Origin of the sequence: Herbaspirillum sp. SJZ099 (assembly GCF_007828355.1) — a bacterium.
In the GTDB taxonomy this organism is placed as follows: Bacteria; Pseudomonadota; Gammaproteobacteria; order Burkholderiales; family Burkholderiaceae_D; genus Herbaspirillum.
This window is the reverse complement of record NZ_VIUO01000007.1, coordinates 1-26,619: the sequence shown is the minus strand read 5'-3', so window position 1 is coordinate 26,619 and position 26,619 is coordinate 1. Positions and strand designations below refer to the sequence as shown.

27 protein-coding genes are annotated in these 26,619 nt (G+C 63.4%); 16 read left to right on the top strand and 11 right to left on the bottom strand.

Features of this window, described 5'->3' with window-relative positions; all coding sequences use genetic code 11:
- Positions 1-183: 183 nt before the first annotated feature.
- On the bottom strand, positions 184-1,074 hold the full coding sequence (locus FB597_RS15165; protein WP_144769979.1) for a LysR substrate-binding domain-containing protein: 891 nt from the start codon (positions 1,072-1,074) through the stop codon (positions 184-186).
- Positions 1,075-1,282: 208 nt separating this feature from the next.
- Between FB597_RS15165 and FB597_RS15160 the strand changes: the two genes are divergently transcribed.
- Complete coding sequence (locus FB597_RS15160) at positions 1,283-2,773, top strand: acetyl-CoA hydrolase/transferase family protein (protein WP_144769978.1); 1,491 nt, start codon at positions 1,283-1,285, stop codon at positions 2,771-2,773.
- Positions 2,774-2,776: 3 nt separating this feature from the next.
- Here the strand turns inward: FB597_RS15160 and FB597_RS15155 are convergent, their stop codons facing one another.
- Complete coding sequence (locus FB597_RS15155; protein ID WP_144769977.1) at positions 2,777-3,781, bottom strand: LysR family transcriptional regulator; 1,005 nt, start codon at positions 3,779-3,781, stop codon at positions 2,777-2,779.
- 143 nt (positions 3,782-3,924) lie between these two features.
- Here FB597_RS15155 and FB597_RS15150 point away from each other — a divergent pair, with 143 nt between their 5' ends.
- Positions 3,925-5,169 (top strand): MFS transporter, encoded by a 1,245-nt coding sequence (locus FB597_RS15150; protein WP_144769976.1) that lies wholly within the window; start codon positions 3,925-3,927, stop codon positions 5,167-5,169.
- A gap of 151 nt (positions 5,170-5,320) precedes the next feature.
- On the opposite strand, the gene FB597_RS15145 is transcribed toward FB597_RS15150, so the two are convergent.
- Both FB597_RS15145 and FB597_RS15140 read right to left on the bottom strand, forming a co-directional pair.
- Positions 5,321-6,547, bottom strand: a complete 1,227-nt coding sequence (locus FB597_RS15145) for an MFS transporter (RefSeq protein WP_141918075.1) — start codon at positions 6,545-6,547, stop codon at positions 5,321-5,323.
- A gap of 91 nt (positions 6,548-6,638) precedes the next feature.
- The gene (locus tag FB597_RS15140; protein WP_144769975.1) at positions 6,639-7,829 is read right to left on the bottom strand and encodes a serine hydrolase; all 1,191 of its coding nucleotides are present in this window, start codon (positions 7,827-7,829) and stop codon (positions 6,639-6,641) included.
- A 116-nt stretch (positions 7,830-7,945) separates the two neighbouring features.
- On the opposite strand from FB597_RS15140, the gene FB597_RS15135 reads away from it, so the two are divergent.
- The 7 genes from FB597_RS15135 (at position 7,946) to FB597_RS15105 (ending at position 15,084) form a co-directional block, all read left to right on the top strand.
- The gene (locus tag FB597_RS15135) at positions 7,946-8,887 is read left to right on the top strand and encodes a LysR family transcriptional regulator (protein WP_144770050.1); all 942 of its coding nucleotides are present in this window, start codon (positions 7,946-7,948) and stop codon (positions 8,885-8,887) included.
- 98 nt (positions 8,888-8,985) lie between these two features.
- Positions 8,986-9,597, top strand: coding sequence for a DUF2325 domain-containing protein (locus FB597_RS15130; protein WP_144769974.1), 612 nt, complete (start codon positions 8,986-8,988; stop codon positions 9,595-9,597).
- A gap of 311 nt (positions 9,598-9,908) precedes the next feature.
- A complete protein-coding gene (locus tag FB597_RS15125) occupies positions 9,909-10,403 on the top strand; it encodes a sigma-70 family RNA polymerase sigma factor (RefSeq protein ID WP_144769973.1) in 495 nt (164 codons plus the stop codon).
- Positions 10,404-10,411: 8 nt separating this feature from the next.
- Positions 10,412-11,431 carry a FecR domain-containing protein gene (locus tag FB597_RS15120; RefSeq protein ID WP_255517188.1) on the top strand — a complete coding sequence of 340 codons (1,020 nt, stop codon included), beginning with the start codon at positions 10,412-10,414 and terminating at the stop codon, positions 11,429-11,431.
- A gap of 69 nt (positions 11,432-11,500) precedes the next feature.
- Entirely contained in the window at positions 11,501-13,939 is a 2,439-nt protein-coding gene (locus FB597_RS15115) for a TonB-dependent receptor (RefSeq protein WP_255517187.1), read from the top strand.
- Positions 13,940-14,158: 219 nt separating this feature from the next.
- On the top strand, positions 14,159-14,386 hold the full coding sequence (locus tag FB597_RS15110; RefSeq protein WP_141918058.1) for a hypothetical protein: 228 nt from the start codon (positions 14,159-14,161) through the stop codon (positions 14,384-14,386).
- A gap of 59 nt (positions 14,387-14,445) precedes the next feature.
- Entirely contained in the window at positions 14,446-15,084 is a 639-nt protein-coding gene (locus tag FB597_RS15105; protein WP_141918053.1) for an ATP-binding cassette domain-containing protein, read from the top strand.
- A 168-nt stretch (positions 15,085-15,252) separates the two neighbouring features.
- Here FB597_RS15105 and FB597_RS15100 read toward each other — a convergent pair whose 3' ends face one another.
- Positions 15,253-16,107, bottom strand: a complete 855-nt coding sequence (locus FB597_RS15100; RefSeq protein WP_144769971.1) for a Sir2 family NAD-dependent protein deacetylase — start codon at positions 16,105-16,107, stop codon at positions 15,253-15,255.
- A gap of 366 nt (positions 16,108-16,473) precedes the next feature.
- On the opposite strand from FB597_RS15100, the gene FB597_RS15095 reads away from it, so the two are divergent.
- Genes FB597_RS15095 through FB597_RS15085 form a run of 3 tightly spaced genes read left to right on the top strand, consistent with a single transcriptional unit; the run spans position 16,474 to position 18,563 of the window.
- Positions 16,474-17,421: an NAD(P)-dependent alcohol dehydrogenase gene (locus tag FB597_RS15095; protein WP_186442793.1), complete on the top strand. Its 948-nt coding sequence runs from the start codon at positions 16,474-16,476 to the stop codon at positions 17,419-17,421.
- Positions 17,348-17,674 (top strand): DUF1653 domain-containing protein, encoded by a 327-nt coding sequence (locus FB597_RS15090; RefSeq protein ID WP_370454705.1) that lies wholly within the window; start codon positions 17,348-17,350, stop codon positions 17,672-17,674. Before FB597_RS15095 ends, FB597_RS15090 begins: the two co-directional genes overlap by 74 nt.
- Positions 17,667-18,563, top strand: coding sequence for a response regulator (locus FB597_RS15085; RefSeq protein WP_186442792.1), 897 nt, complete (start codon positions 17,667-17,669; stop codon positions 18,561-18,563). The genes FB597_RS15090 and FB597_RS15085 overlap by 8 nt, the downstream gene beginning before the upstream one ends.
- Here FB597_RS15085 and FB597_RS15080 read toward each other — a convergent pair.
- The 3 genes from FB597_RS15080 to FB597_RS15070 all read right to left on the bottom strand — a co-directional run bounded on the left by FB597_RS15080 (position 18,505) and on the right by FB597_RS15070 (position 20,681).
- Positions 18,505-20,004 carry a PAS domain-containing sensor histidine kinase gene (locus FB597_RS15080; protein ID WP_144769967.1) on the bottom strand — a complete coding sequence of 500 codons (1,500 nt, stop codon included), beginning with the start codon at positions 20,002-20,004 and terminating at the stop codon, positions 18,505-18,507. The two genes, FB597_RS15085 and FB597_RS15080, sit on opposite strands and share 59 nt — an antisense overlap.
- An 80-nt stretch (positions 20,005-20,084) precedes the next feature.
- Complete coding sequence (locus tag FB597_RS15075) at positions 20,085-20,318, bottom strand: type II toxin-antitoxin system RelE/ParE family toxin (protein WP_144769966.1); 234 nt, start codon at positions 20,316-20,318, stop codon at positions 20,085-20,087.
- A gap of 84 nt (positions 20,319-20,402) precedes the next feature.
- Positions 20,403-20,681: a type II toxin-antitoxin system Phd/YefM family antitoxin gene (locus FB597_RS15070; RefSeq protein ID WP_144769965.1), complete on the bottom strand. Its 279-nt coding sequence runs from the start codon at positions 20,679-20,681 to the stop codon at positions 20,403-20,405.
- A 240-nt stretch (positions 20,682-20,921) separates the two neighbouring features.
- On the opposite strand from FB597_RS15070, the gene FB597_RS15065 reads away from it, so the two are divergent.
- From FB597_RS15065 to FB597_RS15050, 4 genes are all read left to right on the top strand, one after another.
- Positions 20,922-21,608, top strand: a complete 687-nt coding sequence (locus FB597_RS15065) for a GntR family transcriptional regulator (protein ID WP_144769964.1) — start codon at positions 20,922-20,924, stop codon at positions 21,606-21,608.
- Positions 21,609-21,881: 273 nt separating this feature from the next.
- A complete protein-coding gene (locus tag FB597_RS15060; protein WP_144769963.1) occupies positions 21,882-22,961 on the top strand; it encodes a BMP family ABC transporter substrate-binding protein in 1,080 nt (359 codons plus the stop codon).
- 39 nt (positions 22,962-23,000) lie between these two features.
- Entirely contained in the window at positions 23,001-23,630 is a 630-nt protein-coding gene (locus FB597_RS15055) for a flavin reductase family protein (RefSeq protein ID WP_144769962.1), read from the top strand.
- A gap of 7 nt (positions 23,631-23,637) precedes the next feature.
- Positions 23,638-24,117 carry a nucleoside deaminase gene (locus FB597_RS15050; RefSeq protein WP_144769961.1) on the top strand — a complete coding sequence of 160 codons (480 nt, stop codon included), beginning with the start codon at positions 23,638-23,640 and terminating at the stop codon, positions 24,115-24,117.
- Positions 24,118-24,180: 63 nt separating this feature from the next.
- On the opposite strand, the gene FB597_RS15045 is transcribed toward FB597_RS15050, so the two are convergent.
- From FB597_RS15045 to FB597_RS15035, 3 genes are all read right to left on the bottom strand, one after another.
- On the bottom strand, positions 24,181-25,431 hold the full coding sequence (locus tag FB597_RS15045) for an IS256 family transposase (protein WP_144769960.1): 1,251 nt from the start codon (positions 25,429-25,431) through the stop codon (positions 24,181-24,183).
- 76 nt (positions 25,432-25,507) lie between these two features.
- Positions 25,508-26,113 (bottom strand): bifunctional 2-polyprenyl-6-hydroxyphenol methylase/3-demethylubiquinol 3-O-methyltransferase UbiG, encoded by a 606-nt coding sequence (locus FB597_RS15040; protein WP_144769959.1) that lies wholly within the window; start codon positions 26,111-26,113, stop codon positions 25,508-25,510.
- 13 nt (positions 26,114-26,126) lie between these two features.
- Positions 26,127-26,378 (bottom strand): hypothetical protein, encoded by a 252-nt coding sequence (locus FB597_RS15035; RefSeq protein WP_144769958.1) that lies wholly within the window; start codon positions 26,376-26,378, stop codon positions 26,127-26,129.
- Positions 26,379-26,619: the final 241 nt, after the last annotated feature.

The following is a 26,619-nucleotide window of genomic DNA, read 5'->3' as shown; positions in this document are numbered from 1 at the left end:
GTTTGAAAAGCACATTCAGACGCCTGATGTTGTTTCATGCTTCAGCCCACAACCCGTCGTCCCGGCGCATGCCGGGATCCAGTGTCTTTCGTTGCCTCCCGATGGCCGTTGAACGACGCTGGGTCCTGACTTTCGTCAGGACGACGGGGGAGGGTCGTCGTTGCCGCCCTGGCTACACGGCATTTATTTCAAACCCCCGGCAAACAATTCCCCGCTGATCCCCATCCACGCCCGCGCCGCATGCGACAGGTAACCGCCTCGCGTCACGTAGGCGACCTGCCATTGCACCTCGGGTTCGACCAGGCGCACCGCCTGCAACTGGTCGGTGGCGATGCGGTGGATGAACGGTTCGGGCAGCAGGGCGGCGCCCATGCCGGCCAGCGCCATGGCCACCAGCCAGTCCCACTGGCCGCTTTGCGCGGCGATCTGCGGGGCGATGCCGATGTCGCCGAAGGTGCCGCGCAAGCTGCGCGTGAGGCCGAATTCGTTGTTGAGCATCACCAGCGGCATGCCGTCCAGCTGGGCGCAGCGCAAGGTGGCCCGGTTCTTCTGGAAGCTGCCGGCCTGGGACACGGCCCAGATCGGATAGCGCGCCACCGGCATGACTTCCAGCTCCAGCTCGGGATCGACGGGCAGCACCGTCATGCCGATCTCCAGCTCGCCATTGGCCACCCGCTGTTCGATCTGCGGGCCGGTGTCTTCCTTGAGGTTGAGCGCGATTTCCGGATGGCGCTCGCGGAAGACCTTGAGCACCGGCGTGCACAGGATGTTGATCATGGGCGGGATGCCGATGTCCAGGTGGCCCAGGCGCTGCGCCTTGGTGTCACGCACCTCGGCATGCAAGCGCTGCATCGAGGCCAGGATCTGCTGGCCCTGCTCGTAGACCACGCGGCCGGTGTCGGTCAGCGCCAGGCGGCGGCCGTCGCGGATCAGCAGCGGGGCGTCCACCTCGTCTTCCAGCTGGCGCACCATCTTGCTGACGGTGGACTGGGTCACATGCAGCGCGTCGGCGGCGCGGCTGAAGCTGTTCAGGCGCACCGTTTCGGTGAAATAGCGCAGGGCGCGGATATCCATGTCGGCCGGCTTTCGAGGGTGAATTCGAGGGAGATCAAAGTATGCAGATTTCGACTGGAATCTCAGAATTTAAATCATACAGTGCATGCAGGCGGACTTCTATACTGAAGTAAAACAAGAATGAAAGAAGTCCGTTCCGCAGGCCATGCAACGCTCACTGGCGCGGATGCACTTCTCTTTTCCAAAAGAAACCGAGCAGGAGCACACCATGGACAACCAGCGCATCCGCCAGCCCGAATTGGCCGGCAAACTGATGTCGGCCGACGAGGCCGCCGCTTTCTTCCACAATGGAATGACCATCGGCATGAGCGGCTTCACCCGCGCCGGCGACGCCAAGGCCATGCCGCGCGCACTGGCCGAGCGCGCCAGGCGTGAGCCCTTGCGCTTTACCGTCATCACCGGCGCCTCGCTGGGCAACGGCAGCGACGGCCTGATGGCCGAAGCGGGCCTGCTGGCGCGGCGCCTGCCGTTCCAGGTGGATGCCACGCTGCGCGGCAAGATCAATGCCGGCGAGGTCATGTTCATCGACCAGCATCTTTCCGAGACCGCCGAACAGCTGCGCAGCGGCACGCCGTCAGGCATCGACATCGCCGTGATCGAAGCGGCGGCCATCACCGAGCACGGCATCGTGCCAACCATGTCGGTGGGCAATTCGGCCAGCTTCGTCGAACAGGCCAAACAGATCGTGATCGAACTCAATACCAGCGTGCCGCTGGCGCTGGAAGGCTTGCATGACATCTACCTGCCTGGCGATCGTCCGGCGCGCGGCCCGATCCCGCTGACCAGTTCGCAGCAGCGCATCGGCGGCACTGCCATTGCGTTCGATCCGGCCAAGGTGGTCGCCATCGTGCTGACCGAAACGCCCGACAGCCCCTCCTCGGTGCTGCCGCCGGACGAGGAAACCAATGCCATCGCGCGCCATGTGATCGGCTTTCTCGAAGGCGAAGTGGAGGCCAGGCGCCTGCCGCACACGCTGGCGCCGCTGCAGGCCGGCATCGGCACCATCGCCAACGCGGTGCTGCACGGGCTGGTGGATTCGCCGTTCCGCGGCCTGACCATGTATTCGGAAGTGCTGCAGGACAGCGCCATCGAACTGCTCGACTCGGGCCAGCTGGCGTTCGCCTCGGCCTCGTCGATCACGCTGTCGTCGGCCAAGTACGAGCACTTCATCAAGCACCTCGACCGCTACCGAGACAAGCTGGTCCTGCGTCCGCAGGAAATCAGCAACCATCCGGAGCTGGTGCGGCGGCTGGGCATCATCGGCCTGAACACCGCGCTGGAGTTCGACATCTACGGCAACGTCAACTCCACCCACGTCGGCGGCACGCACATGATGAACGGCATCGGCGGCTCGGGCGACTTCGCCCGCAACGGACAGATCTCGATCTTCGTCTCCAAGTCGGTGGCCAAGGGCGGGGCGGTTTCCAGCGTGGTGCCGATGGTCACGCATGTGGACCACAGCGAGCACGATGTCGATGTGCTGGTCACCGAATGGGGCCTCGCCGACCTGCGCGGACTGGCGCCGCGCGAGCGCGCGGTGCAGGTGATCGAGCATTGCTGCCACCCGGATTACCGTGCGCAATTGCGCGACTACTTCGAGCGCGCCTGCCGGGCCGGCGGCCATACGCCGCACCTGCTGGGCGAAGCCTTCTCCTGGCACCAGCATTACGCGCAGCACAAGACCATGCGTTTGCGCTGAACCTCAATCTTCCTGGCCGGGCGGCGTCTTGCGCCGCGCCAGCGCATCCCAGCCGACCGCGCCGCGCACGGCGCCGGGCATGGCTTCCTTCATGGTGTCGATGAAATGGCGCAGGCGCGCCGGGTAAAAGCGCGCGTAGGGATACAGCAGCGACACCGGCAGCGGCGCCGGCTCCCATTCCGGCAGCAACTGCACCAGCCGGCCCGCCGCCACATCCTCGGCCAGGATCCATGACGACCCCACCGCCACGCCCATGCCTTCGATGGCCGTATTCCGCAAGGCGTACAGGCTGTCGGTGACCAGCTGCGGACGGAACGAGATGTGCTTTTGCTCGCCGCTGCGCGCATGGGTGAGCGTCACCTCGCGCCGGTAAAAGGCGGGGATGGCGATCCAGGGCAGGGCGGCCAGGTCGGCCGGATGCTGCGGCAGCGGACGGCCCGCCAGCAACGACGGCGCGGCCACCGTCATGCGCGGCACTTCGGCCAGGTGGATCGCCACCACGGAAGGGTCATGCACCTCGCCCACCTGGATCGCGCAATCGATGCCTTGGGAAATGAAATCGGCGGCGCGGTCATGCAGCAGCCACTCCACCATGACCCGCGGATGGCGGCGCATGAATTCCGTGAGCGGCCCGATCAGCTGTTTTTGCCCGAACGCGTGCGGCACCACCACCCGCAACGCCCCCTCGGCCTGCAGGCGCGCCCCGCGCAGGTCGCTTTCGAACTCGTCCCATCCCGCCAGCAAGTCCTTGGCGCGCTCGTAGCAGCGCTCGCCGTCGTCGGTCAGTTTCATCGCATGCGTGGAACGTTGCAGCAGGCGCACCCCCAGCGAACGCTCCAGCGCCTGCAAGCGGCGGCTGATGGTGGGCTGGGTCATACCCAGCTGGGATGCCGCGGCCGACAGGCTGCCGGCTTCGACGATGCGCACGAAGGTCTGCATCAGCTCGATGCGGTCAGTCAGGCCGGCGGCAAGCGCTGCTGTCTGGGCGGGGGCGGGTGGCTTGGTCATACGCCAAACGTATATCAATTCTGCTGATTGCGCTACTACCGTATGCGAGCCGGGTGGCGCAGAATCCGCCTCAACGCTGGCATACAAGGCTTTCCAAGACCAGCTCGACGCAAATCCATGGCAAACATTTCGGGAGTTTCATCATGAATAACATTCCTAACACGCATATAGCCCCGGGCGACTTGGCGGCCAAGGCGCATCCGCAGGCGCATGGCCTGTCGCCGGCCCTCATCCTGCTGCTGGCCACCGGCGCCGGCCTGTCCGTGGCTTCCCTGTATTACTCGCAGCCGATGCTGGGCATACTGGCCGACGATATCGGCGCTTCCGAGCGCGTGGTCGGCATGGTGCCGATGTCGACCCAGCTCGGCTACGCGCTGGGCATCCTGCTGCTGGCGCCGCTGGGCGACCGCTACGACCGCCGCCGCATCATCCTGATCAAGGCCGCGGTGCTGGCTGCCGCGCTGCTGCTGGCCGGCGCCGCTTCCGGCGTGGGCATGCTGCTGGCCGCCAGCCTGGCGGTCGGCTTGTCGGCCACCATGGCGCAAGACATCGTGCCGGCTGCCGCCACCCTGGCGCCGGAACAGCACCGCGGCCGCATCGTCGGCACCGTGATGACGGGCCTGTTGCTGGGCATCCTGCTGTCGCGCGTGGTGAGCGGTTTCGTCGCCGAAAACTTCGGCTGGCGCGCCATGTTCGTCGGCGCCGCCGCCAGCATCGCCTTGATCGGCGCGGCCGCGTGGCGCGGCCTGCCGCGCTTCCACCCGACCACCCGCATGCACTACGGCGCGCTGCTGGGTTCGTTGGCCAGCCTGGTCAGAAAGCATGGCGCCCTGCGCCGCGCCGCCCTGGCCCAGGGCCTGCTGTCGATCGGTTTCTCGGCCTTCTGGTCGACCCTGGCGGTGATGCTGCATGGCGCGCCGTTCCACCTGGGCAGCGCCGCCGCCGGCGCCTTCGGCCTGGCCGGCGCTGCCGGCGCCCTGGCCGCGCCGCTGGCTGGCCGCATCTCGGATAGGAAGGGCCCTGAACTGGTGACCCGCCTGGGCGTCGGCCTGGCGACCGTATCCTTCGCTGCGATGGCGCTGTCGCCGTGGTTTTCCAAGGAGGGCCAGTTGGTCCTGATCGCGCTGGCCGCCATCGGCTTCGACCTCGGCGTCCAGGCCACGCTGGTGGCGCACCAGACCATCGTCTACGGCATCGAACCCGGCGCCCGCAGCCGTCTCAACGCGGTGCTGTTCGTGGGCATGTTCATCGGCATGGCCAGCGGCGCGGCCTTGGGCAGCCTGGCGCTGGCGCAGTGGGGCTGGATCGCCGTGATCGGCCTGGCCACGCTGACCTCGATCCTGGCGCTGGCGGTGCGCCTGTGGCCGGGCGCCGCCCAGGCGCGCTGAACGCCCGGCTGCTACTCCCGGCCTTTTCCTGAAGCGGTTCCGGTGCCAGCCGGGGCCGCTTTTTTCATTTCACGATGGCTCCGGTACCGCACGAATGCGGGAAAGCGCCGCAAGCCTGCCTTGGGCCAGTACAGGGCAGTGCGCGCGCCGTTCATGGTTGCGCCTCTGCCTGTCTATCGGGCGTCGTTGCCGGGCATGAACCGGCCGCACCCACCGGTGCGGGAAAGCCATCCCGCCGGGCCGCCCACACTACCGCCAGCGTCGCCGCCAGCAACACCAGCAAGGCCGGTGCGAACGCGCCGACGCCCAGCCGTTCGAGCAGCACGCCGCCGACAATGCCGCCACCGGCAATCGCCGTGTTCCAGGCGGTGACCAGCATGGACTGGGCGACATCCGCCGCCTCTCCTGCCGTCTTGGCCAGCGCCGTCTGGAACAGCGTCGCCGCACCGCCGAAGGCCAGGCCCCAGGCGGCCACCGCTGCATAGACCACGACAGGCGCATCGCTCCCCACGCCCAGCGCCAGCGCGGACAGACCGAACACGACAGTGCTGGCAAGCGTCAGCGCACGCAGATGGCGGTCGATCAGCACGCCGATGATCCAGATACCCAGCAGCGAGGTGACGCCGAATACCAGCAGTACCAAATCCGTCCGTTCGACCATGCCCGCCGCCGCAAGGAACGACGCGATGTAGGTATAGAGGATGTTGTGCGCCAGCACGAAGGCCAGAACCACGAACAGCACCGGGCGCACGCCGGCGATCCTGAAAACACGACCCAGAGACAGCCGCTTGCCCGCCGGCTGCCCGGCGAAATCCGGCACCTTGACGCGCACCCACACCATGAGCGCCAGCGCCAGAGCGCTCATGATGCCGAAACACATTCGCCAACCGACCAGATTGCCGAGAAAGGCGCCGGCCGGCACACCCAGCGACAGCGCCAGCGGCGTGCCGGCCATTGCAATGGCGATGGCGCGCCCTTTCTGGCGCTCGGGCACCATGCGCGCGGCATAGCCCGCCAGCAGCGCCCACAGCAGCCCGGCCGACACGCCCGCCAGGAAGCGCGCCGCCATCGTCAGGACATAGCTCCCGGAAAGCGTCGTGACGGTATTGGCGACGACGAAACCTGCGATGGCCGCCAGCAGCAGCGGGCGGCGGCGCACGCCCTGCGTGGCGGCAGTCAGTGGAATCGCCGCCGCCAGCGAACCGATAGCGTAGATCGTCACGGTCTGGCCGACCCAGGCCTCGGACACTGCCAGGCCCTGCGCCATCTGCGGCAGCAGTCCGGCCGGCAGCGCCTCGGTCAGGATGGTGATGAAAGCCGCCATCGCCAATGCCAGCAGCGATGCCAGCGGCAGGCGGTCATGGGCAACGGCGCTCATCGTCCAGTCTCCCGCGCGGGTTGCGCCGTGTCGCCCAGCGTGGAGCCGCGGCGAAACGCGATGACCGCCATGCGTGCGGGTATCGTCTGCATCATCGCACCTCCAGCGCGCCATAGACGGCATCGCGCAGGTCGGTGACGAAGCGGCCGGACATGCCTTCGTACAGCGTATTGGTGAAGGCGACGACGCTCAGGCCCTGCGCCCGATCCACGAACCAGGAATGGCCGTAGGCGCCGCCCCAGCGCCATGTGCCCGCCGATTCGGGCGAAGCGGCGAGCACCGGGTCGCGCAAGATCGAGAATCCCAGGCCGAAGCCGAAGCCCGGCGCATCGGGCAGTTCCCGACCGTCCGTTTGATCCCGGGCCATCTCCGCGATCCATTCGTTGGGCAGGAACACACCGTTGCCCTGGCGTAAAGCTTCCAGGAGGCGCAGCAGGTCTTGCGCCGTCCCCGCCATGCCTGCGCCGCCCGAAGGAAATGCCTGCGGATCGAAGATGCGGGATGGACTGTAGGTGATGCCTACGGTGCCGTCGAAGGCCGCGACCGTCTCGCCCTCGGCCAGCCGATGCGGCTGTGGCGTGTCGTTCACATAGACGGTCGCCACCCGCTGGGGATCGCGAGCGGCAAAGCCGGTGTCGATCATGCCCAGCGGACCGGTCACCAATCGGTGCACCGCCTCGTCCAGCGGCGTGCCGTGGATGCACGCGATCAGCGCACCCAGCACATCCGTCGCCAATGAATAGCCCCAGGCCGCGCCCGGTTCGTATAGCAGCGGCACGCTGGCGAGGCGGCGCAGGTTCTCCTCCAGGCTGATACCGGACGCATCCATGCCGTCCGACACGCCGGCCCGTGCGTAGGGGCCGGCTGCGTCGGCCTCGAAGAAGCGATAGCCGAGACCGGCCGTATGGCTGAGCAGTTGCCGCACCGTGATGCGTGCCAAACGGCCGTCGACAAGCCGGGGCTGGAATTCGGGCAGCCAACGCTCGATGCCCGCGTCCAGGTCGAGCCGGCCTTGCGCCACCAGCGCCAGTGCCGCAGTGGAGACGATGGGCTTGCTCACCGAAGCCAGCCGGAACACCGTCTCGGTGGTCATCGGCCGCGCGCTTTCGCGGTCGGCGAAGCCAGCGGCCTGCTGGTGGATCAGTTCGCCGTCGCGCGCCACGAGGATGACGGCACCGACCAGCCACTGGTCGTCCAGGGCTTGCTGAACGGTGTTGTGAATGCGTGTGCTGAGATGCGCCGGCGGAACGCCTTGGCGCAGGAAAAGTGGAGGATTCGTCATGACAAGTTGCTCGACTCAATGAGTGAAACCTTGATGATAGAAATCCTGCGATTAAAGAAAAAGTAGGCTACAGTTCCTGTTTGTGCGGATATATAAGTCCGCAATTGAGGTGCAAAATGGACAGCCTGAACGGCTTCGTAGTGTTCGTGCAGGTGGCCGAAACGCGCAGCTTCGTCGCCACCGGCCGGCTGCTGGGCGTGTCGGCCTCGGCCGTCGGCAAGAGCGTGGCGCGACTGGAGGAGAAGCTGGGGGTGCGCCTGTTTCACCGCAGCACGCGCAGCGTCACACTCACGGCCGAGGGCACGCTGTTCCTGGAGCGCAGCCGCCGCATCCTGGCCGAGATCGAAGCGGCGGAACTGGAATTGTCGCAAGCCAGCACGGCGCCCCGAGGACGCTTGCGCGTGAGTCTTCCGCTGGTCAGCTCGCTGGTACTGCCGGTGCTCGGCGAGTTCATGCGCGAATACCCCGAGATCGAGTTGGACCTGGATTTCACCGACCGGATGGTCGACGTGATCGAGGAAGGTTTCGACGCGGTGGTACGCACGGGCGAACCGACCGACTCTCGCCTCACTGCGCGCCGGCTGGGAACCTTCCGTTCGATGTTGGTCGCCTCACCCGACTATCTTGCGCGGCGAGGTACGCCCAAAGTGCCAGCGGACCTGCTGGAACACATCTGTTTGCATTACCGCTTCCCCAACAGCGGCAAGCTGGAGACCTGGGCGCTGCGGCAAGCATCCGGTGCGCCGGAACTGCAATTGCCCACCTCGATGATCTGCAACAACATCGAGACGCGCGTGTGTTTCGCACTGCAAGGACTGGGAATCGCCTACCTGCCGGACTTCGCTATCCGCGAGCCATTGGCCGATGGTCGGCTTCAACCCATCCTCGCGGACCATGTGGAGCGCGCCGGCGTCTTCCATGTACTTTGGCCCGCGAGCAAGCATCCCTCGCCGAAGGTACGGGCGCTGGTGGACTTCCTGTGCGAACGGGTGTTTCCAGCTTCCGAGGACAAGCCCGGAGCGGAACCTCGACTCCTGGCCAACGGCCACGGACAGTAATAACCCTGCCGCCAGCCGCGTCAAATAACAATCGTTCTCATTTATAATCGAGCCCCTCCTCGCCGGATGACGGATTCAATGCACAACGGGAGACTCACATGAACGACACGACGCTTCCTGCGCCCTCCATCCAGCGGCCGGATGGCACGCAGGCCGATGAGCATGCGGTACTGCTGCGCCACCTTGCTGCCGCCCAGCTGCGCTGCAGCGAGACCATGTGGCGGCAAGCCGCAGAGATCGCGCAACTGCGCGCGCAGGCGATGCAAATGCGCGCGGCCATCATCGCGCGCGACAGTGCGCTGGCCTGGGCTTGCGAAGACCGCGCCGCGCTGGAGGCGGCCATCCCCGACCTGGCGCCGCGCGTCACGCTGGCGCGCAAGGTCAGGGACCTGAGCCGGCGGCTGCAAGAGCTGATGCGCGACACGCTGCGCCCAACCATATCGACGCCGGCGCCAGCGACACGCCCGCAAGCCGCCGCCGGCGCGGCGACGCCGGACATCTCGGCGCTGGAGGCCAGCATCGTCGCCGCCGATCTCGTGATCTGCCAGACCGGCTGCCTAAGCCACGGCGCCTACTGGCGCGTGCAGGACCACTGCAAGCGCACCGGCAAGACCTGCGTGATGGTCGAGCAACCGGCCGATTTCCGCGTGGTGCGTATCCACCGTGACATGCGCACGGCCGTCGACGGCATGGCGCCAACTCTCGACTAATCAGCAGAACCCGTTCGGGCCGTATCGACGCCAGCGTGTCACCGTTAGCGCTCTTGCTGCCCTTCGATACGCTGCTGCGCAGCGACTCGGGGCGAACGGGAGCTGGACGGTACTACCGGCGTTGCCGGCATTTCTTTTTACCCGGCCGGCACGAAAACAACGGCTGCCGGGCACCGTTTGTTAATGGTAATCACTATCATTTATAATCACGCTTTCTCACTCCCGGCCTGGCCGCGCCGACAAGGCGCCGATCGAAGCGCGCAGGCGGCTTGCCGGATCGGTTGCCATCTTGTCTGGGATGCCTTTTCCCCATGTCCATCGAAGCCCTCTATTGCGACCACCATTCCTGGCTCAAGGGATGGCTTCTGCGTCGGCTCGGCAATACCGAGCAGGCGGCCGACCTGGCGCATGACACCTTCATCCGCCTGCTCAGCAGCGAACGCGTGCCGGCCACCATCCATGAGCCGCGCGCCTATCTGACCACGGTCGCCCAGAACCTGGTATCCAACCATTGGCGGCGCGAGAAGCTGGAAAAGGCCTATCTCGAAGCGCTGGCGCAAGCCCCGGCCGGCCTGGCGCCATCGCCGGAAGAGCAGGCGATCCTGCTGGAAACCCTGCTGGAACTCGACCGCTTGCTGGACGGCCTGCCGGCCGTCGTCAAGCGCGCCTTCCTGCTGTCGCAGCTCGACGGGCACACCCATGCCCAGGTCGCCGCGGCGCTCGGCATCTCGATTCCCACCGTCAAGCGCTATCTCGCCAAGGCCCTGCAGCGCTGCTACTTTGCCGACATTCCCTTTCCCGGATGAGGCCGACCTTGCCTGCCTCCGACTGGTATAAGCACACGCCCGATGCCGCCGCGGTGCCGCAGCATGTGGCCGAGCGCGCACTCGAATGGCTGGTGGAACTGCAAGCCCAGCCGGTGCCGCCCCAGACCATCGCGGCATGGACCCGCTGGCGCGCCGAGCATGCCGACCATGAGCGCGCATGGCAGCGCATCGAGTCGGTGCGGGGCCGCCTGCTGCCGCTGGCTTCGCCGCTCAATTCGGCCGTCGCCCAGGCGGCGCTGGCGCCGCGCGGTTCGCCGCATCGGCGCCGGATCGTCAAGGGCCTGGCCGTGGCACTGTGCGCCGGCGGCGCCGCCTGGGGCACGGCGCAATACACGCCCTGGCGCGAGTGGAACGCCGATTACCGCACCGCCGTCGGCGAACGCCGCGCACTCACGCTGGCCGACGGCACGCGGCTCATGCTCAACACCGGCAGCGCCGTCAACGTCGGCTTCAGCCCGGCCGAACGGCGCATCCGGCTGGTGGCCGGCGAGATCCTGGCAACGACGGCCAAGGATGCGGCACACCGCCCATTCATGGTCGAGACCGCGCACGGCACGGCCCATGCGCTGGGCACCCGCTATACGGTCAGGCACATGGACGACGCCACCGAAGTGCGGGTATTCGAAGGCGCGGTGCGCATCGCGCCACGCCACGCTGCCGCCGGGAGCCTGGTCTTGCAGGCCGGCCAGCAGGCGCGCTTCAACGCCGCCGGCGTCCATGCCGCCGGCCGGGTGGACGCCAGCGCCATCGGCTGGACCGACGGCTTCATCATCGCCCGCAGCATGCGGCTGGACGATTTCATCGCGGAGCTGGGCCGCTACAGCCGCGACACCCTCGCTTGCGACCCCGCCATCGCCGACCGGCGGGTATCCGGTTCGTTTCCGCTGGACGATATTGATCGCGTCATCGAAACGCTGGCCACCACGCTGGACGTGCAGGCCGACATCGGCCACCGCTTCTGGGGCGGCCGCCGCATCCGCATGGGCCCGCGGCCGCAACGCGGCTGATCCGTTTCCGGTTTTCGCGGGTCATCGCAACAGGGACGTCAATTTCTTATCCGGAAAGGTCGCATCGACATGGAGCAGGCGAGGGCGCGCTATGCACACGCCATGCAGGCAATGCAGCGGGGGCTGCGGCGTGCGGCATTCATCTGCCGCGCCGTTGCCGCCGTCGCCGCCATGTCGGCGCAGCTGATCCCCGCTCCCGCCTTCGCGCAAGCCGCCGTGCGCGCCTACGACATTCCCGCCGGCCCGCTGGACGAGGTGCTGGGCCGTTTCGGCCACGATGCCGGCATCCTCTTGTCGTTCCGGCCGGACATCGCCGCCGGCCTCCACAGCGACGGGCTGCGCGGCAGTTATAGCGTTGACGGCGGCCTGGCCGCGCTGCTGGCCGACACCGGCATCCAGGTGCGCCGCCAGGCCAATGGCGGCTATCTGCTGGACAAGCCCGCCTTCGGCATGGCCAGCCGGCCGCTGCCCACGGTCACCATCATGTCCACCGCAGACCAGGATGCCACCGCGCCCTACGCCGGCGGCCAGATCGCCAAAGGCGGCAGCCTGGGCATCCTCGGCGCCGGCAATGCCATGGATGTTCCATTCAGCACCGTGAACTACACCGCCGCCCTGCTGGACAACCAGCAGGCGCGCACGCTGGCCGACGTGGTGGAGAACGACGCCTCGGTACGCATGCTCACTTCCGCCGGCGGCTTCGGCGATACCTTCCAGATCCGCGGCTACAGCCTCTCCAGCGGCGATGTCGGTTTCAACGGCCTGTTCGGCCTGGCGTCGGCCAGCCACATGCCGGCCGCCATCATGGAAAGAGTGGAGGTGCTCAAGGGCCCCGGCACCCTGATGAACGGCATCAACCCCGACGGCAGCATCGGCGGCAGCATCAACATCGTCACCAAACGCGCCGGCGACGAGCCGCTCGCGCGCCTGACCACGTCCTTCCAGGGCAAGGGGCAGGCAGGCGTGCAGGCCGATGCCAGCCGCCGTTTCGGCGCCGACAACGCGTGGGGCATCCGCGTCAATGGCGTCTACAAGGATGGGGAGGCCAGCATCAGGGACGGCAACCAGCAACTGGCGGTCGGCGCGCTGGCGCTGGACTACCGCGGTCGCCAGTTGCGCTGGTCGCTGGACACCTATGCGCAGCATGAGGACACCGACAATTTCCGCCCGCAGGTCGGCTTCCTGCCGGAGGTGACATCGCTGCCTTCGCCGCCGCCGGCGGATGCGAACTTCTATCGCGGCAGCCAGTTGCGGCTGGAAGATGCGGCCACGGTGTCGCGCCTCGAATACGACATCGATGGCGACATGACCGCCTACGGCGCCATCGGCTATCGCTACGGCGCGTCCTGGCAGAACCTGGCGACCGGCGCGGTCGATGCCGCCGGCATCGGCACGCTGCGCAACAGCTATTACGATACCTACAGCAAGACCATCACCGCCGACGCCGGCCTGCGCATACGCTTCGACACGGCCGGCATCGGCCATGCGCTGGCCATCGGCATGACGCGGCTGCAGCAGGAAGCCGGCAACGCCTACATCCCCTCCGGCGGCACCGCCACCTACAGCATCTACGGCGCCACGCCGCTGCCGGCCATCACCGATGCGCGCACCTCGCCCAGGAAGTCCTACGACATGGTGCTCACCAGCGTGACGCTGGCCGACACCTTGTCCATGCTGGAAGGCCGGCTGAACATCTTCGCCGGGGCGCGCCAGCAGCAGGTGCGCTACGACAGCTTCGATACCGTCACCGGGCTGCAGGCCTCTTCCTACAGCGCCGGCGCGGTTTCGCCGCTGCTGGGCGTGGTGCTCAAGCCGTCCGGAGCAGTTTCGCTGTATGCCAACTACACGGCCGGCCTGACCCGCGGCACGGTGGTGCCGACCGGCGTGCTCAATGCCGGCCAGGTCCTGCCGCCCTACCGCTCCAGGCAATACGAGGCCGGCGTCAAGGTCGACTGGGGCCGCATGACCACCAGCGCGTCGGTATTCCAGATCACCAACCCGAGCGCGGTCATCACCATGTTGCCCAACCCGCCGGGCGCCAGCCTCTACGGCTACGACGGCCAACAGCGCAACCGCGGGCTGGAGCTTTCGGCCTATGGCGAAGCGGCATCGGGCCTGCGCCTGATGGCCAGCGGCGCGTTCTTCGACGCCAAGCTGACGCGCACGGCCAACGGCGCCAATGACGGCAAGAACGCCGCCGGCGTGCCGAGATACGCGTTCAGCCTGGCGGCCGACTGGGATACCCCATGGCTGGCCGGACTGGCCCTGAATGCGCGCTTGGTCCATACCTCGTCGGTCTACTTCAACGCCGAGAACACCCTGAGCCTGCCCGGCTGGACCCGCGCCGACATCGGCGCGCGCTACCAGGCCCGCCTGGCCGGCAAGCCGGTGGTGTTGCGCGCCAACGTGGAAAACCTGTTCAACCGCGACTATTGGCTGCTCGCCAGCCCCTACGCCACGGTGGCGGCGCCGCGCACGTTGCTGTTGTCGCTACAGGTCGATTTCTGAGCGCCATCGCGGCCGCGCCTTGCTGCGCGCATCTTGCCGCCAGGGAATGCGGCGCAGGAATATCTCCCGCCAGCGTCGCCCGCGCTGCCAACATCTTTTATAATCGCCCACAGGAGACAACCCCTCGCGGCATACCTGCCGCTTCGCCATCGCGCCCACCAGGCAACATGGATGGCAGGCAGACAAGACGGCATGGCGCGAACAACGACGGTGAATGGCATGGCACTGTATTTCAAGAACAAAAGACCGAAGACCTTCCTTGGCGCGCCCGTGGGCTGGCCATTGATGTTGCTGATGGCGCTCGACCTGTGCATCGCCGGCCTGATGTTTCTCTCCGGCCATGACTGGAGCGGCCTGATCCTGCTGTATCCTCCAATCGCGCTGGCGATCGCCATGCTGGCCGACGCCCGCCGGGAAAAACAGGCCGCCCAGCAACGCCGGCGCTGACCCGCCCCAGCCGCATTGCCGGACCGCTCTGCCGCCCGGCGCTTCCACGCAAGACTTCCATGACGACATCACAAGACCGCCCCGCGCTGTTGCTGGTCCGCAAACTCAATTTCGCCTATCCCGGGCATGCACTCTTCAAGGACCTGTCCGCCGCGATCCCGCCCGGAGTCACGCTGGTGCGCGGCGGCGACGGCCGCGGCAAGACCACCCTGCTGCAATTGCTGGGCGGGCTGATGCCGGTCAAGGACGGGGTGCTGGAACTGGACGGCATCCGCCTGGATGAAGACAGCGAAGCTTATCGGCGCCACGTATTCCACGTCGATCCGCGTACCGAGGCTTACGACCAATTGACGCCGCCGGAATTTTTCGACGCCATGGAGAAGCGCTTTCCCGGCTTCGATCATGCGCGCCTGCCGGCGCTGATCGACGGCCTGTCGCTGGCGCCGCACCTGGAAAAGAAACTGTTCATGCTCTCCACCGGCAGCAAGCGCAAAGTCTACCTGGCCGCCGCCTTTGCCGCCGGCGCCGCGCTGAACCTGCTGGACGATCCCTTTGCCGGGCTGGACCGCGCCTCGATCAACTTCGTCACGCAAACCCTCGACGCGCAATCGGACAACCCGCGCCAAGCCTGGGTGGTGGCCTTGTATGAAGCGCCGGAAGGCGTGACGCTGGCCGGTACCATCGACCTGGGTGATTGAGCCTGCGTCTTCCTCACCGCGTTTTCCTCACCGCGCTTCCCAGTACCGGGAATTGGCTGTGCCGTCGCCATCGCTGTGCGTGTGGTCGGCGGCGCTGGCGTTATGTGCCAGGCGCACCGGCTTTTCGATTTTCTGGGCCCCGATCTGAGTCCCGACTTCAGTCGCGCATCAAGCGGCCCAGCCCGCCGCGATCTGCCGCAGCCCCTCCAATGCGCCGCAGCGCAGCCCGATCCGATCCGCCCCCTCCACCATCCACTCGCGCGGATTGATCCGCACCAGCGGCGCCCCCAGCCGCTCCCCCATGCGCCGCACCGAGGCAATGGCGGTGCCGGCGCCAAGCTCGATCACCACCGGATGCCGAACCTTGTCCAGCCAGGAACGCATGCGGCGATACTGCCCATCCGTACGTCGCTCATTCCAGCGGGAGTCATCGAACATCAGGATATTGGGCCGCGCCACCGCGCCGCAATGCGGGCACTCCGGCAATGGCGAGCGCAGCCGGCAGTGCGCCATCTCCACCTGCGGCACCACCCCATCGGCCGGCCAGATTGCACCGACACAGTCCTGCGTGCATTGCAGGTGATGGATGCTGCCATGGCATTCGACGATACGATCCTCCGCCACGCCGGCCTGTTGGAACTGCCCGTCGACATTGCTGGTGAAGACGAACATTCCCTGCGGCTTGTCCGCGGCCAGGGCGCGCAATAGCGCAAAGCCGGCATGCGGCCGGGTCTGGCGGTACAGCGCGAGCCGATGCCCGTAGAACCCCCAGGCCAGTGCCGGATCTTTGTCGAAGGCCTGGCCATTGGCGATGTCGGTGAAGGCGATGCCGGCCCTTTGCAGCGGCGGATAAGCCGCCCAGAAACCTTCGTTGCCGCGAAAGTCCGGCAGCCCTGAATCCACGCCCATGCCGGCGCCGGCGGTGATGATGAGACCGTCGGCTGCGCGTATCCATTGGCGCGCGCGGGCCAGATCGCTCGGTGCGAGCGGAGAGAATAAGGACGACGGTGCATTGACAGACATTTTTTCCGATCGCGGGCAAGAATTAACAAAACACCAAAAACTTCCAAAAGGAAAAATATTGCCACCTTATGATTTTTTACCCTATTGATAATTTTTTGCATTCCCTGCCTGCATCGCAGGCGAACTAGAAAAACAACCAGAAAAAAATCATTTAACAACCAAGATCCGCGCACATGTCGATGATGCCGCCAAGGTCGCTTGACTGCGCCTTTTCGGATCGGCTTTACTAGCCGATCACCTGAACGGGAACGTCTTCCCGTTCACGCATCAATTCCTCTCCAGATAATTTGACTTATGCCATCAGCACATTGGTTGTGGCCCGGAAAAGGGCTTGAATTAAAGACCGCGCAATTATCGGCTCGCCCATTGGCGCCGCATGAAGTACGGGTCGCCGTGCGCGCCGCGTCGCTCAATTACCGGGACCTGCTCATTTCCAGAGGCGCTTACCCGGCGCCTTCCGAACGGCCCATCATTCCCTGTTCCGATGGTTCCGGCACGGTTCTGGAAGTCGGCGCCGACGTGGGAAATCTCTTTAAGGCAGGGGACGCCGTCGTCGGCTCTTTTTTCCCCAATTGGCACGACGGCCCGTCAAGCCCTGAAAAAATTGCCGCTACCGTCGGTTGCGACCTGAACGGATGGCTGGCGGAAGAAATCATCCTGCCGTCTTACGCCCTGGTCCATATGCCGCCGGCGCTCTCCTTCGCCGCCGCGGCATGCGTACCTTGCGCCGGCGTCACCGCCTGGGTTGCCTTGGTCGAGTTGGCCAGGCTCGCGCCCGGCCAGACCGTGCTGATCCAGGGAACCGGGGGCGTCGCAATGTGGCTGGCGCAACTGGCCCAGGCTCACCAATTGCATGTCATCTTTGTCACGTCCGATGTCGAGAAGGCCGCCAGGCTCCATCCCAACCGCCTCGGCGCGATAAGTTACCGCGAGCATCCCGACTGGTCGGAAGAGGTTCTCAAACTGACCGATGGGCGCGGCGCCGACCTCGTCCTGGAAGTCGGGGGCAACGCCACCATCAAAGAGTCTCTTCGCGCAGTGGCCTTTGGCGGCCATATCGCCCTCGTGGGCGGCCTGGGAGGCTGGATTTACAATCGCGTGGAATATCTGGAATTAATCACCAAAATGGCGACCGCCCATGGCATCTATGTCGGCAGCAAGCGCAGCCTGACGGATCTGCTGGCGTTTTCAGCGGAAAACTCGATCTCGCCCCACGTCTCCGCCACGTTCGGCTTCAACGATGCGCAGTCTGCCTTCCACGCATTGGAAGCCGGACGGAACATCGGCAAGATCGTCATCGATATGGATTATTAACCGAGGTTTCCGCTCCATGCCAAATCACCCGCCCATCGCGCCATTGCCGCAAACCACAGGCCGCTTCCGACATTACGGAGGCGGGGAATATGAAGTGCTTTGCATCGCCCGGCATAGCGAGACGCTTGAAGAGCTGGTCGTCTATCGCCAGTTAGACAAGGACACGGGATTCTGGGTCCGACCGTACGGCATGTTCTTTGGAGAGGTCATGCACGATAACGTCATGCAGCCCAGGTTCGCCAAAATTGACTAAGTCGCATGTCGGCAACGAGATCGCCCGGAAAAGGGAGCTCTCCCTCCTGAAGAGCCTGTTGCGCCGAAAGAATATTCCGCAAAAAAGCTGGGCGCGCATTATTTCAGAAATCATTGGCGGCACCCGGAAGACAGCCTCTCGCCGGCTGGCCGATGAAAGCGTGCTCTCGCTTGGCGAGTTATTTGCAATCGCAGACCATTTCAAGACAACGGTCACGGCGATGCTGCAATCCGATGTGCCTGCAGAAAAAATCGTCCCGGGCGCGCGCAAGGCATTGCTCCGGATAGGGAAGTCGCAATGCGCATGTACAGTGGTCACGCGGAAATCAGCCCCTGAAGCGCAGGATCTTTTTGTCGCCTACGAGGATGAGGCCGAAGAATGCCTGGTCGTTTGCCCGACAGACGACGCCCCCAAAGGGAAGGCGCAACGGGGCGTTCTCCATTTGCATGTGGACGCATTCGGCACCTCGGGCCCCGTGGTTGTCATTGTCGACGACGAGCAGACGGCGACCCTGCCTTTCTTCCGGTTCATACAAATCGATGGCGGCTTCAACACGAAATATTTCAGCCATCCCGAGCCTGTGCTCGCCCTGCTTGAGACGCGTCCGCTTCCCGATGGATATATCCTGGACTGGACGCTGGCCGATGGAGAAACCTCCCGCGGGTTGATTGAAGCCATTCGCCGCGTTGATAAAACCTGCCCCATCATTCTTTTGACCGGCACCATCCAGGCCCGGATAGAAAACGAAAACGATATCGCCGAACTTGTGCGCACACACAATATTGATGTCCTGCTAAAGCCGTTTCCGACATCGATTATTGTTGAAAAACTCAAGTCGGTCCTGAATCGGCAAACGCAGATGCATTTTGCAGCGGAAGCCGAATACTGATTTCCGTTCCCGCCTGCAACTCGGAGCGAATATCCATCTCCCCGCCCATCTCAAGCAAGTGGGATTGGACGATGGCCAACCCCAGCCCCAATCCCTGGGGATTAAGCAGATGACTTTTGCTGCCGCGGGCAAACGGTTGCAAAACCCGCCTGGTTGCCGCCTTGCTCATGCCGATGCCGGTATCCTTCACCCGCAGCGCCAGGTCTTTTTCAGGTTCAATGGCCGCATGTATTTGCACCGCGCCTGCCTCTGTGTATTTGACCGCGTTCTCCGCAAGATTGACGATAATCTGCCGCATACGGATCTCATCGATTGCAATCGTCACATCCAGGCCTTCGGGCGAGAACGAGAACTCAAGGCCCTTGGCCAACGCCTGCCTGCGGATGGGCGCCAGGGTTTTCCGGAAAAACGTGGCCGCGTGCAGGGCGCGGATGCGCAAGCCAGGAGCACTGTCGGCACGCACGAACTCGACCAGGCCCAGCGCAATGTCATTGAGCTGTTGCGTCGCTTCGCGCATCGGCATGACGCAGTTTTCGATTTCATGGGGATAGCGCTCGAGAAGGTCAAGGCTGCTCATGATGCTTTGCAAGGGCGAACGCAGTTCATGCGAAGCCGTAGCCATGAAGATCTTGCGCGCGGCAACCGTGAGCTCCTTCTCCGAATTTGCCACCGCTTGTGCGGCCCTGAGCTGGGCCTCGCGCAAGGTATTGCGTTCGGCTTCGACCCGCTTGTAATCGGTGATATCGCGCCCGCTCATGCCCAGCACGAGTTGCGCATCGATCGGATCGATCACCGGCCGGCAATCCAATTCAAAAATTCGCTCGCCCTGTTTCGCGGTGAGCACGTTGAACTCCCCGAAAATCCTTTCCTTGCCCGATACCGCCCGGATAATCCGCCCGGCATCCTGCGGATTGGCAAAGGTGGCGCTTAGCGCATCCGTGTCGCGATCGTTGCTCAAGCCGTCCCAAATGGCGGATGCGACCGGGTTTCGGAATAAGACATCTCCTGCCAGCGTGTAAAGCGCCGCAACGGTTGAGGTGTACGACAGCACCTGGACGCCGCGCAACTGCGCGTCCGGCACGGCGCGCAGGTTTGCCGCGCAAAAGAGTATTCCCTCCGTTGAATTATCTTTTTCTCGCACCACCGCGCTTTTCAGGACCACCTGCCTGGGCTGGCCTCGGGGATAAAGCGTCCATTGCTCCTCAACGTTGATCCCTTTCAGGGCATTGCGATGCACGGCATTCAGACGATCCATGGCGGTTGGGGTGATGTCTGAAAAATCCCTGCGCGCCAGCTCCTCAATCGAGTTGGCCGCCCAAAATTCAAGGGCTGACGGATTGGCCCATGTGATTCGCAACCGGCTTCTGTCGAACACCCACATCGGAATGCTCAGCCAGTTATAGACATGCAATTGATCGACGGAAATCAGGAAACGATCCATCTTCGAAATGACCTTCTCCTTATTGTTGGCATGCCCTAAGCGACAAGCATGCAATCTCGATGGCCGTTCGGACTTCCCGGTTACCTCTTCAGTAGCCGCTTCATCAAAAGCGTCGGGAAATCCTGCTGATGCCCGGCAACGGCATATACATAAATGTCATTGCCGATTCGGCGGTAGACCAGCTTGTGATGCGATGTAAACACATTCTGGTATTCAAAAATGCCAACCGACGCCAACTCTTTTATGGTGCTACCCGGATAGTCCCCCGCGGGGGCCTGTTGCAGTTTTTCAAAAATCTCGTCCTTCTCCTTCATACATTCGAGCCCCCCATTTATCCAGCATGTACTCTTGAGACGAGAGCAAATCCTCTTGCGCATCGGGAAGAATGACGACAGCCATTATTTGCGACGCTGACGGGCAGCACGAAGTTGTGCGCGAGATTCATCGACGGTGAGCCCCTTGCCCTGCAGACGGTCTTTTTCGCCCAAGGCGATGATTTTCAGCGCGGCAATCAGTTCTTCTTTTTCCTGAAATTGCTTGATGCCCTCGATCACCATGCTGGCCTCACCGTTTTGGGTGATGATGAATGGGTTTCCATTCAATTCCAGGTCTTCCGAAATTTGCGCCGCATGGCTTTTCAGATAGAAAATCGACTTGATGTTGGCAATGGATTGCATGAAAAACTCCTTCAGACGAATAGATCCGAATTTAGGACCAAATTCAGTCAAAATCAATGATTGATCTATCCGCGTCATGTTGAATTGCTGCCTGTATTTGCACCGCGCCTGTGAGTTCTTGCCTTGCGTTTGCACCCGCTTGCGATCCGCGATACCTAGGACAAGAGGCGCGAACCAAAGTGCTGGAGATCAGCCGCCCCGCGTTATGATATCGATCCGCCGCCCCACCCTTCACCATCCATGAAACCCCAACGCGCGCCCGCCGACAACCCGGAAACCCTCGACCAGAACGTATACGAGGCGATCTTCAACGCCGTCATGCACGGACGCCTGAAGCCCGGCACGCGGCTGCAGGAAGCCAGCCTGTGCGAACAATTCGGCGTCAGCCGCACGGTGGTGCGGCAAGCGCTGCGGCGGCTGGCGGAATTGCGCATCGTCGACATCGTGCCCAACAAGGGCGCCGCGGTGGCCACGCCGGGCCCGAAGGAAACGCGCGACGTGTTCGCCGCGCGCCGCGCCATCGAAAGCGCCATCGTGCGCGAAGTGGCGCGCAGCATCGACCACGGCGACGTCACCAAACTCAGGCAGCGCATGCAAGCCGAACACGCCGCCCTGCACGAGGGCGACCACCCGCGCTGGGTGGCGCTGGCCGGCGGCTTCCACCTGACGCTGGCCGAGCTCTCCGGCAACCAGGTCCTGCAACGCATGCTGACCGAGCTGATGACGCGCTGCTCATTGATCGTGGCGCTCTATGAAGTACCGGGCGAAGCCAGTTGCGAGCACGACGAACATGCGCGCCTGGTCGACCTGCTGGCCCTGCGCGACGGCAGCGGCGCCGCCGCTGAAATGGACAAACACCTGCTGGCGCTGGAAGCCCGGCTGCGCCTGCCGCAAGACAACACCGAAGCGCTGCGCCGCGCGTTCTGATTTCTCGCCCGCCGTCTCCGGCCGATGCGGCTGGTGCTGCCAATGCGGCCGATGCGGCTCCTGCCCGCTGGCGGTGCATCCGCCCTCCAACCTCATCTCCCTTGCCCATTTTGCGTGCGAACGTCAAAATGTATACAATCCACATAAATACGTTAAATCCTTTTAAATCAACTAGTTGATTGCATTTCATGGCTGGCATCCAATTTGCATGTATACGATCAATGGCGATCTTTCGCCACCGATCGATCCATCCAATCAAGGAGTCTTGCCGCCATGAACCGCCGTCAATTCTTGCTCGCCTCGGGCGCCGCCCTGGCCGCCTCGTCGCAACCCTTCGCCGCGCTGGCCGCGGCACCCAAGCTCAAAATCGGCTTCATCTATCCCGGCCCGGTGGCCGACATCGGCTGGTCGTTCCAGCACGATCTGGGGCGCCGCATGCTGGAGAAGGAATTCGGCGCGCGCATCGAAACCGTGTTCGTCGAACGCGTGCCGGAAACGCCGGAAGCCGAACGCGTCATGCGCCAGCTGATCGACGACGGCTGCAAGATGATCTTCGCCACCTCGTTCGGCTTCATGAACCCGGTGCTGCGCGTGGCCAAGGAAAACCCGGACGTGATCTTCGAACACTGTTCCGGCTACACCATGGCGCGCAACGTCGGCCTGTACCAGACCCGCTTCTACGAAGGCGCCTACGTGCTCGGCACCATCGCCGGCCGCATGACCAGGACCAACACGCTGGGCTACATCGCGCCGATCCCCATCCCCGAAGTGATTCGCAACCTGGACGCCTTCGTGCTGGGCGCGCGCAGCGTCAACCCCAAGGTCAATGCCAAAGTGGTGTGGATCAATGCCTGGTACGATCCCAGCCTGGAGCGCGACGCCGCGCAGACGCTGGCCGGGCAGGGCGCCGACGTGTTCTACCAGAACACCGACTCGCCGGCCCCGATACAGGTGGCGGAAAGCAAAGGTCTCTACGCCTTCGGCCAGGACTCCGACATGAGCCGCTTCGGCCCCAAGGCACACCTGACCGGCAACACCCTCAACTGGGGCGTGTACTACGTGCACAAGGTGCGCCAGGCGCTGGAAGGCAAATGGAAAGCGGAAGACACCAAATGGGGCATGAAGGAAGGCATCGTCCAGCTCGCCCCCTACAACGCCGCGCTGCCCAAGGACGTAGTGGCGCAGGCGGAAGAACGCCGCAAGGCCATCGTCGCCGGCACGCTGCAGCCCTTCGCCGGCCCCATCAACAACCAGGCCGGCCAGCTGCAGGTTGCCGCCGGCAAGGCCGTCCCCGAATCCGAACTGTGGACCATGAAATGGTACGTGGAAGGCATCCAGGGCAAGCAACCATGACCGCCCGCCACGCAACAGGCCGCATCCATATGAACCGCCATGACTGAAATCGACTTCTCCGAGATCGGCGTCTACCAGCGCTACAAGCTGATGGCCAGCCTGATCGTGCCGCGCCCGATCGCACTCATCACCACGCTGGGCGTTGACGGCACTGTCAACGCCGCGCCGTTCTCCATGTTCAACATGCTGGGCGAAGACCCGCCGATCGTGATGGTCAGCATCAACCGCCTGCACGACGGCGCGCTGAAAGACACCGCCGCCAACATCCTGCGCACAGGAGAGTTCGTCGTCCACCTCACCGACGAAGCGATGTGCACGCAAATGGACGCCTGCGGCGCCACGCTGCCGCCGCACCAGAGCGAGCTGGAGCATGCCGGACTGCACGCCGTGCCATCACGCACCATCGCCCCGCCGCGCATCGCCGAAGCGCCGGTCGCCTTCGAATGCGTGCTGCACGAAAAACTGGAAACGCCCAGCCGCTACATCTTCATCGGCCGCGTGCAATGGCTGGCCGCGCGCGACGGCCTGGTCGACACCGAACAATGGCGGGTAAGGTTGCAGGACTACCACCCGGTCGGACGTTTCGGCGCCAGCTTCTACCTCAACTCCAGCGGACGGTTTACGCTGGACAAAGCGCAAACCGCATCTACCCAGATCGATGAAATGTGAGGCCAATATGAACGACAAACCCGTGACCGGATTTACCGAACAAGATATTGCCGCGATGCGGCTGGCGATCGACGCCTCCGAACAGGCATTGAAGCGCGGCGACATGCCGTTTGGCGCGACGCTGGTTTCGCCTGCCGGTGAAGTGCTGATGGTGGAGATGAACAATCAGAACACCGCGCAAGATTGCACGGGGCATGCGGAGATGGTGCTGGTGCGGCGGGCGCAAAAGGAGCTGGGGCTGGCGGCGATGCGTGGCGCTACCGTATATGCAAGCGGGGAGCCTTGTGCGATGTGTGCGGGGGCGATGTTTTGGGGGGGAGTGGGGAGAGTTGTTTTTGCTGCTTCCACTGTACAGATTGGGGAGGCGTTGGGGGGGGCGGTGTTGCCGTTGCGTACTGCTGATGCGGTTGAGGGGGCGTCGCCCGTTGTGGAGGTGATTGGATCCTTGTTAGCAAATGAGGCTGTGTCTGTGTTGTGCAAGCTTTAAAGCTAAGCGAGCAGTAAGCTCAAGGAAGCTATCAGAATTTCCGTGTTCAAGGCGGGTTGAAAATTACACGGAAGGCCGACAGAAACGATCCTCGTAGAGGATAGCGAATTGATTCATGGCCTGCTTCCAATACCGGGTGGCTCGGCCCCAGTCAGCGGTGATATTGCGCAAGGCCAGCCAGAGCAGCTTGGTCGCGGCATCGTCGGTCGGGAAGTGTCCCCGGGTCTTGATAATTTTTCGTAGTTGCGAGTTGATGTTCTCGATGGCGTTGGTCGTGTAAATGACCTTGCGCACCTCAGGTGGAAACGCAAAGAACGGAATCACGCGATCCCAGGCATTGCGCCACGCCGCGCTGACTGTGGGGAATTTTTGTCCCCATGGCCCTTGGGCAAACGTTTCAAGCTCGGCCTGGTCGGCCTCTACGCTCGGGGCGGTATAGATCGGGCGGATGGCCTTGGCTAGCATCTTGCGGTCCTTCCAGCTTGCATAGTCCAGGCTGTTGCGGATCAAGTAGACGATGCAGGTTTGCAGCGTGGTGGCTGGAAACACGGCCGCCAAGGCCTCTGGCATGCCCTTTAGGCCATCGGTCACGGCGATCAGGATATCACCTACGCCGCGTGTCTTGAGGTCGTTGAAGACCTTCATCCAGAACTTGGCGCCTTCGCTGCCTTCGATCCATAAACCGAGGATGTCGCGTGTGCCGTCGGACAGCAAGCCCAGCGCCAGATAGACGGCCTTGTTGCGCACGACCGCATCCTCGCGGATCTTGACCCGAAGGGCATCAAAGAACACTACCGGATACATGGGTTCGAGCGGCCTGGCCTGCCAGACAGTGACCTCGGCCATGACCTCGTCAGTGACCGAACTGATGAAGTCCGGCGAGACCTCAGTGGCGTATTGCTCCAGAAGAAAGCTCTGGTTCTCGCGCACCGTCATGCCTCGGGCATACATGGCGACGATCTTATCGTCGAAGCCCGTGAAACGGCGTTCGTGCTTGGGGATCAGTAGCGGGTCAAAGCTGCCCTCACGGTCGCGCGGCACGGCGATGCGGATCGGACCGTCCTCGGTCAGCACCGTCTTCGATCCCTTGCCGTTGCGCTGGTTGCTCATTGCTTCAGGCTTGGCCGCGCCAGTTGGGTAACCCAAATGATGGTTCATCTCACCCGCCAGGGCACGTTCGATCAGGGCCTTCTTGAAGGCCAGGGATGCAGCATTGATAGCTTCGACCGTCATCGGGCCGTTACCAAACGACTTCAGCAACCCGGATGGAATCGCCGGCAGCTCTGCCGGCTGGGTTCTTGGTTTGTTTGGCATAGACACTCCTTGACGTCATGTTATGCCCAAACACGAAATTAATGACAGGCCCGATTAAACCGTTGAAAAATGCAACTCACTTGCCTTTGCTTAGAATAACTTTGGACCAGCGAACATCACTTCGATTGAAAGAGTCTTTCTTAACGCGGCCAATATGCGCTATAGAAAAACCTATTCCTACTGCGCGCGCAGTCAAGTCTTCCACGCTGACATCGAACATCGCACGAGCTTCATCAGGCTTAGCTATACGAAGAGAGATAGCAAGATAGCCACCGGGCTGCAGCAAATTCCACAAGGTTTGGAGCGAAGAATCCCGCTCAGAGGGACGTAGATGCATCCAGACGGCACTCAGCAAAATGAAATCGTAAAGCTCATCACGCAGTTTCACCTTTTTCAGAAAAGGGAGCGAGTCCCGCTCCCACTCTATGTTGCGGACGTTATGAAGCATTGACGCCAGTTTAAGCAAAGCGCCATTAGGCTCTACCGCGAGGACATGAATGCCTCGTTTAGCAATAGCGGCGGCATCTCGCCCAGATCCTGCACCTACGTCAAGACACAACCCTCCTTCAGAGGGTAAATATCTGACCAAGTCGAAATGCACATCTTCAAATCGAAGGCTCTCAAAACGCCTGAAGTGCTCTTCTGGATTTGTCTGATAGTAATCCCAGGAATTTGCTGACATCTATTTCTCCGCCTTATCCTCCTCCCCCTTTTGCACAAACCTTCCCGATTTCAGTTTTACCTGATGCTCCAGACTCAATGCAAGCCCTCACAGGGCGTTCTTCAGATGCTTTTTTCAAATCACCAACTTTCGTCATACCCAAGCCATTAAGAATGGCCACGCAAATCAAAATCGCGGTCCAGCACCATACAACCGTATGTTTTCCAGGAGAAACGGGACTAGAAGCGGTTTGCCACTGACGTTGAGTCTCAATGTATTTATCCATTACGCCCCGGACTCGCCTCACGATTAAGATTGTAATGAGATTAATTCCCAAACCGAAACCTAGTATCGCCGTTTTGATCTGCGAGTCTTCGAATAACGTCAATCCGAACCATAGACCACCTGTGATAGCAATGACCATTCCCGGCACTGACCGGCCTGAAACAACTGGTCCAGACTTAAAGTTAGTCTAAGCGGCAAGCCGCAGTGGTGCTGGGGTTGTTGCCGGCAGCGTAGCCTGCGGT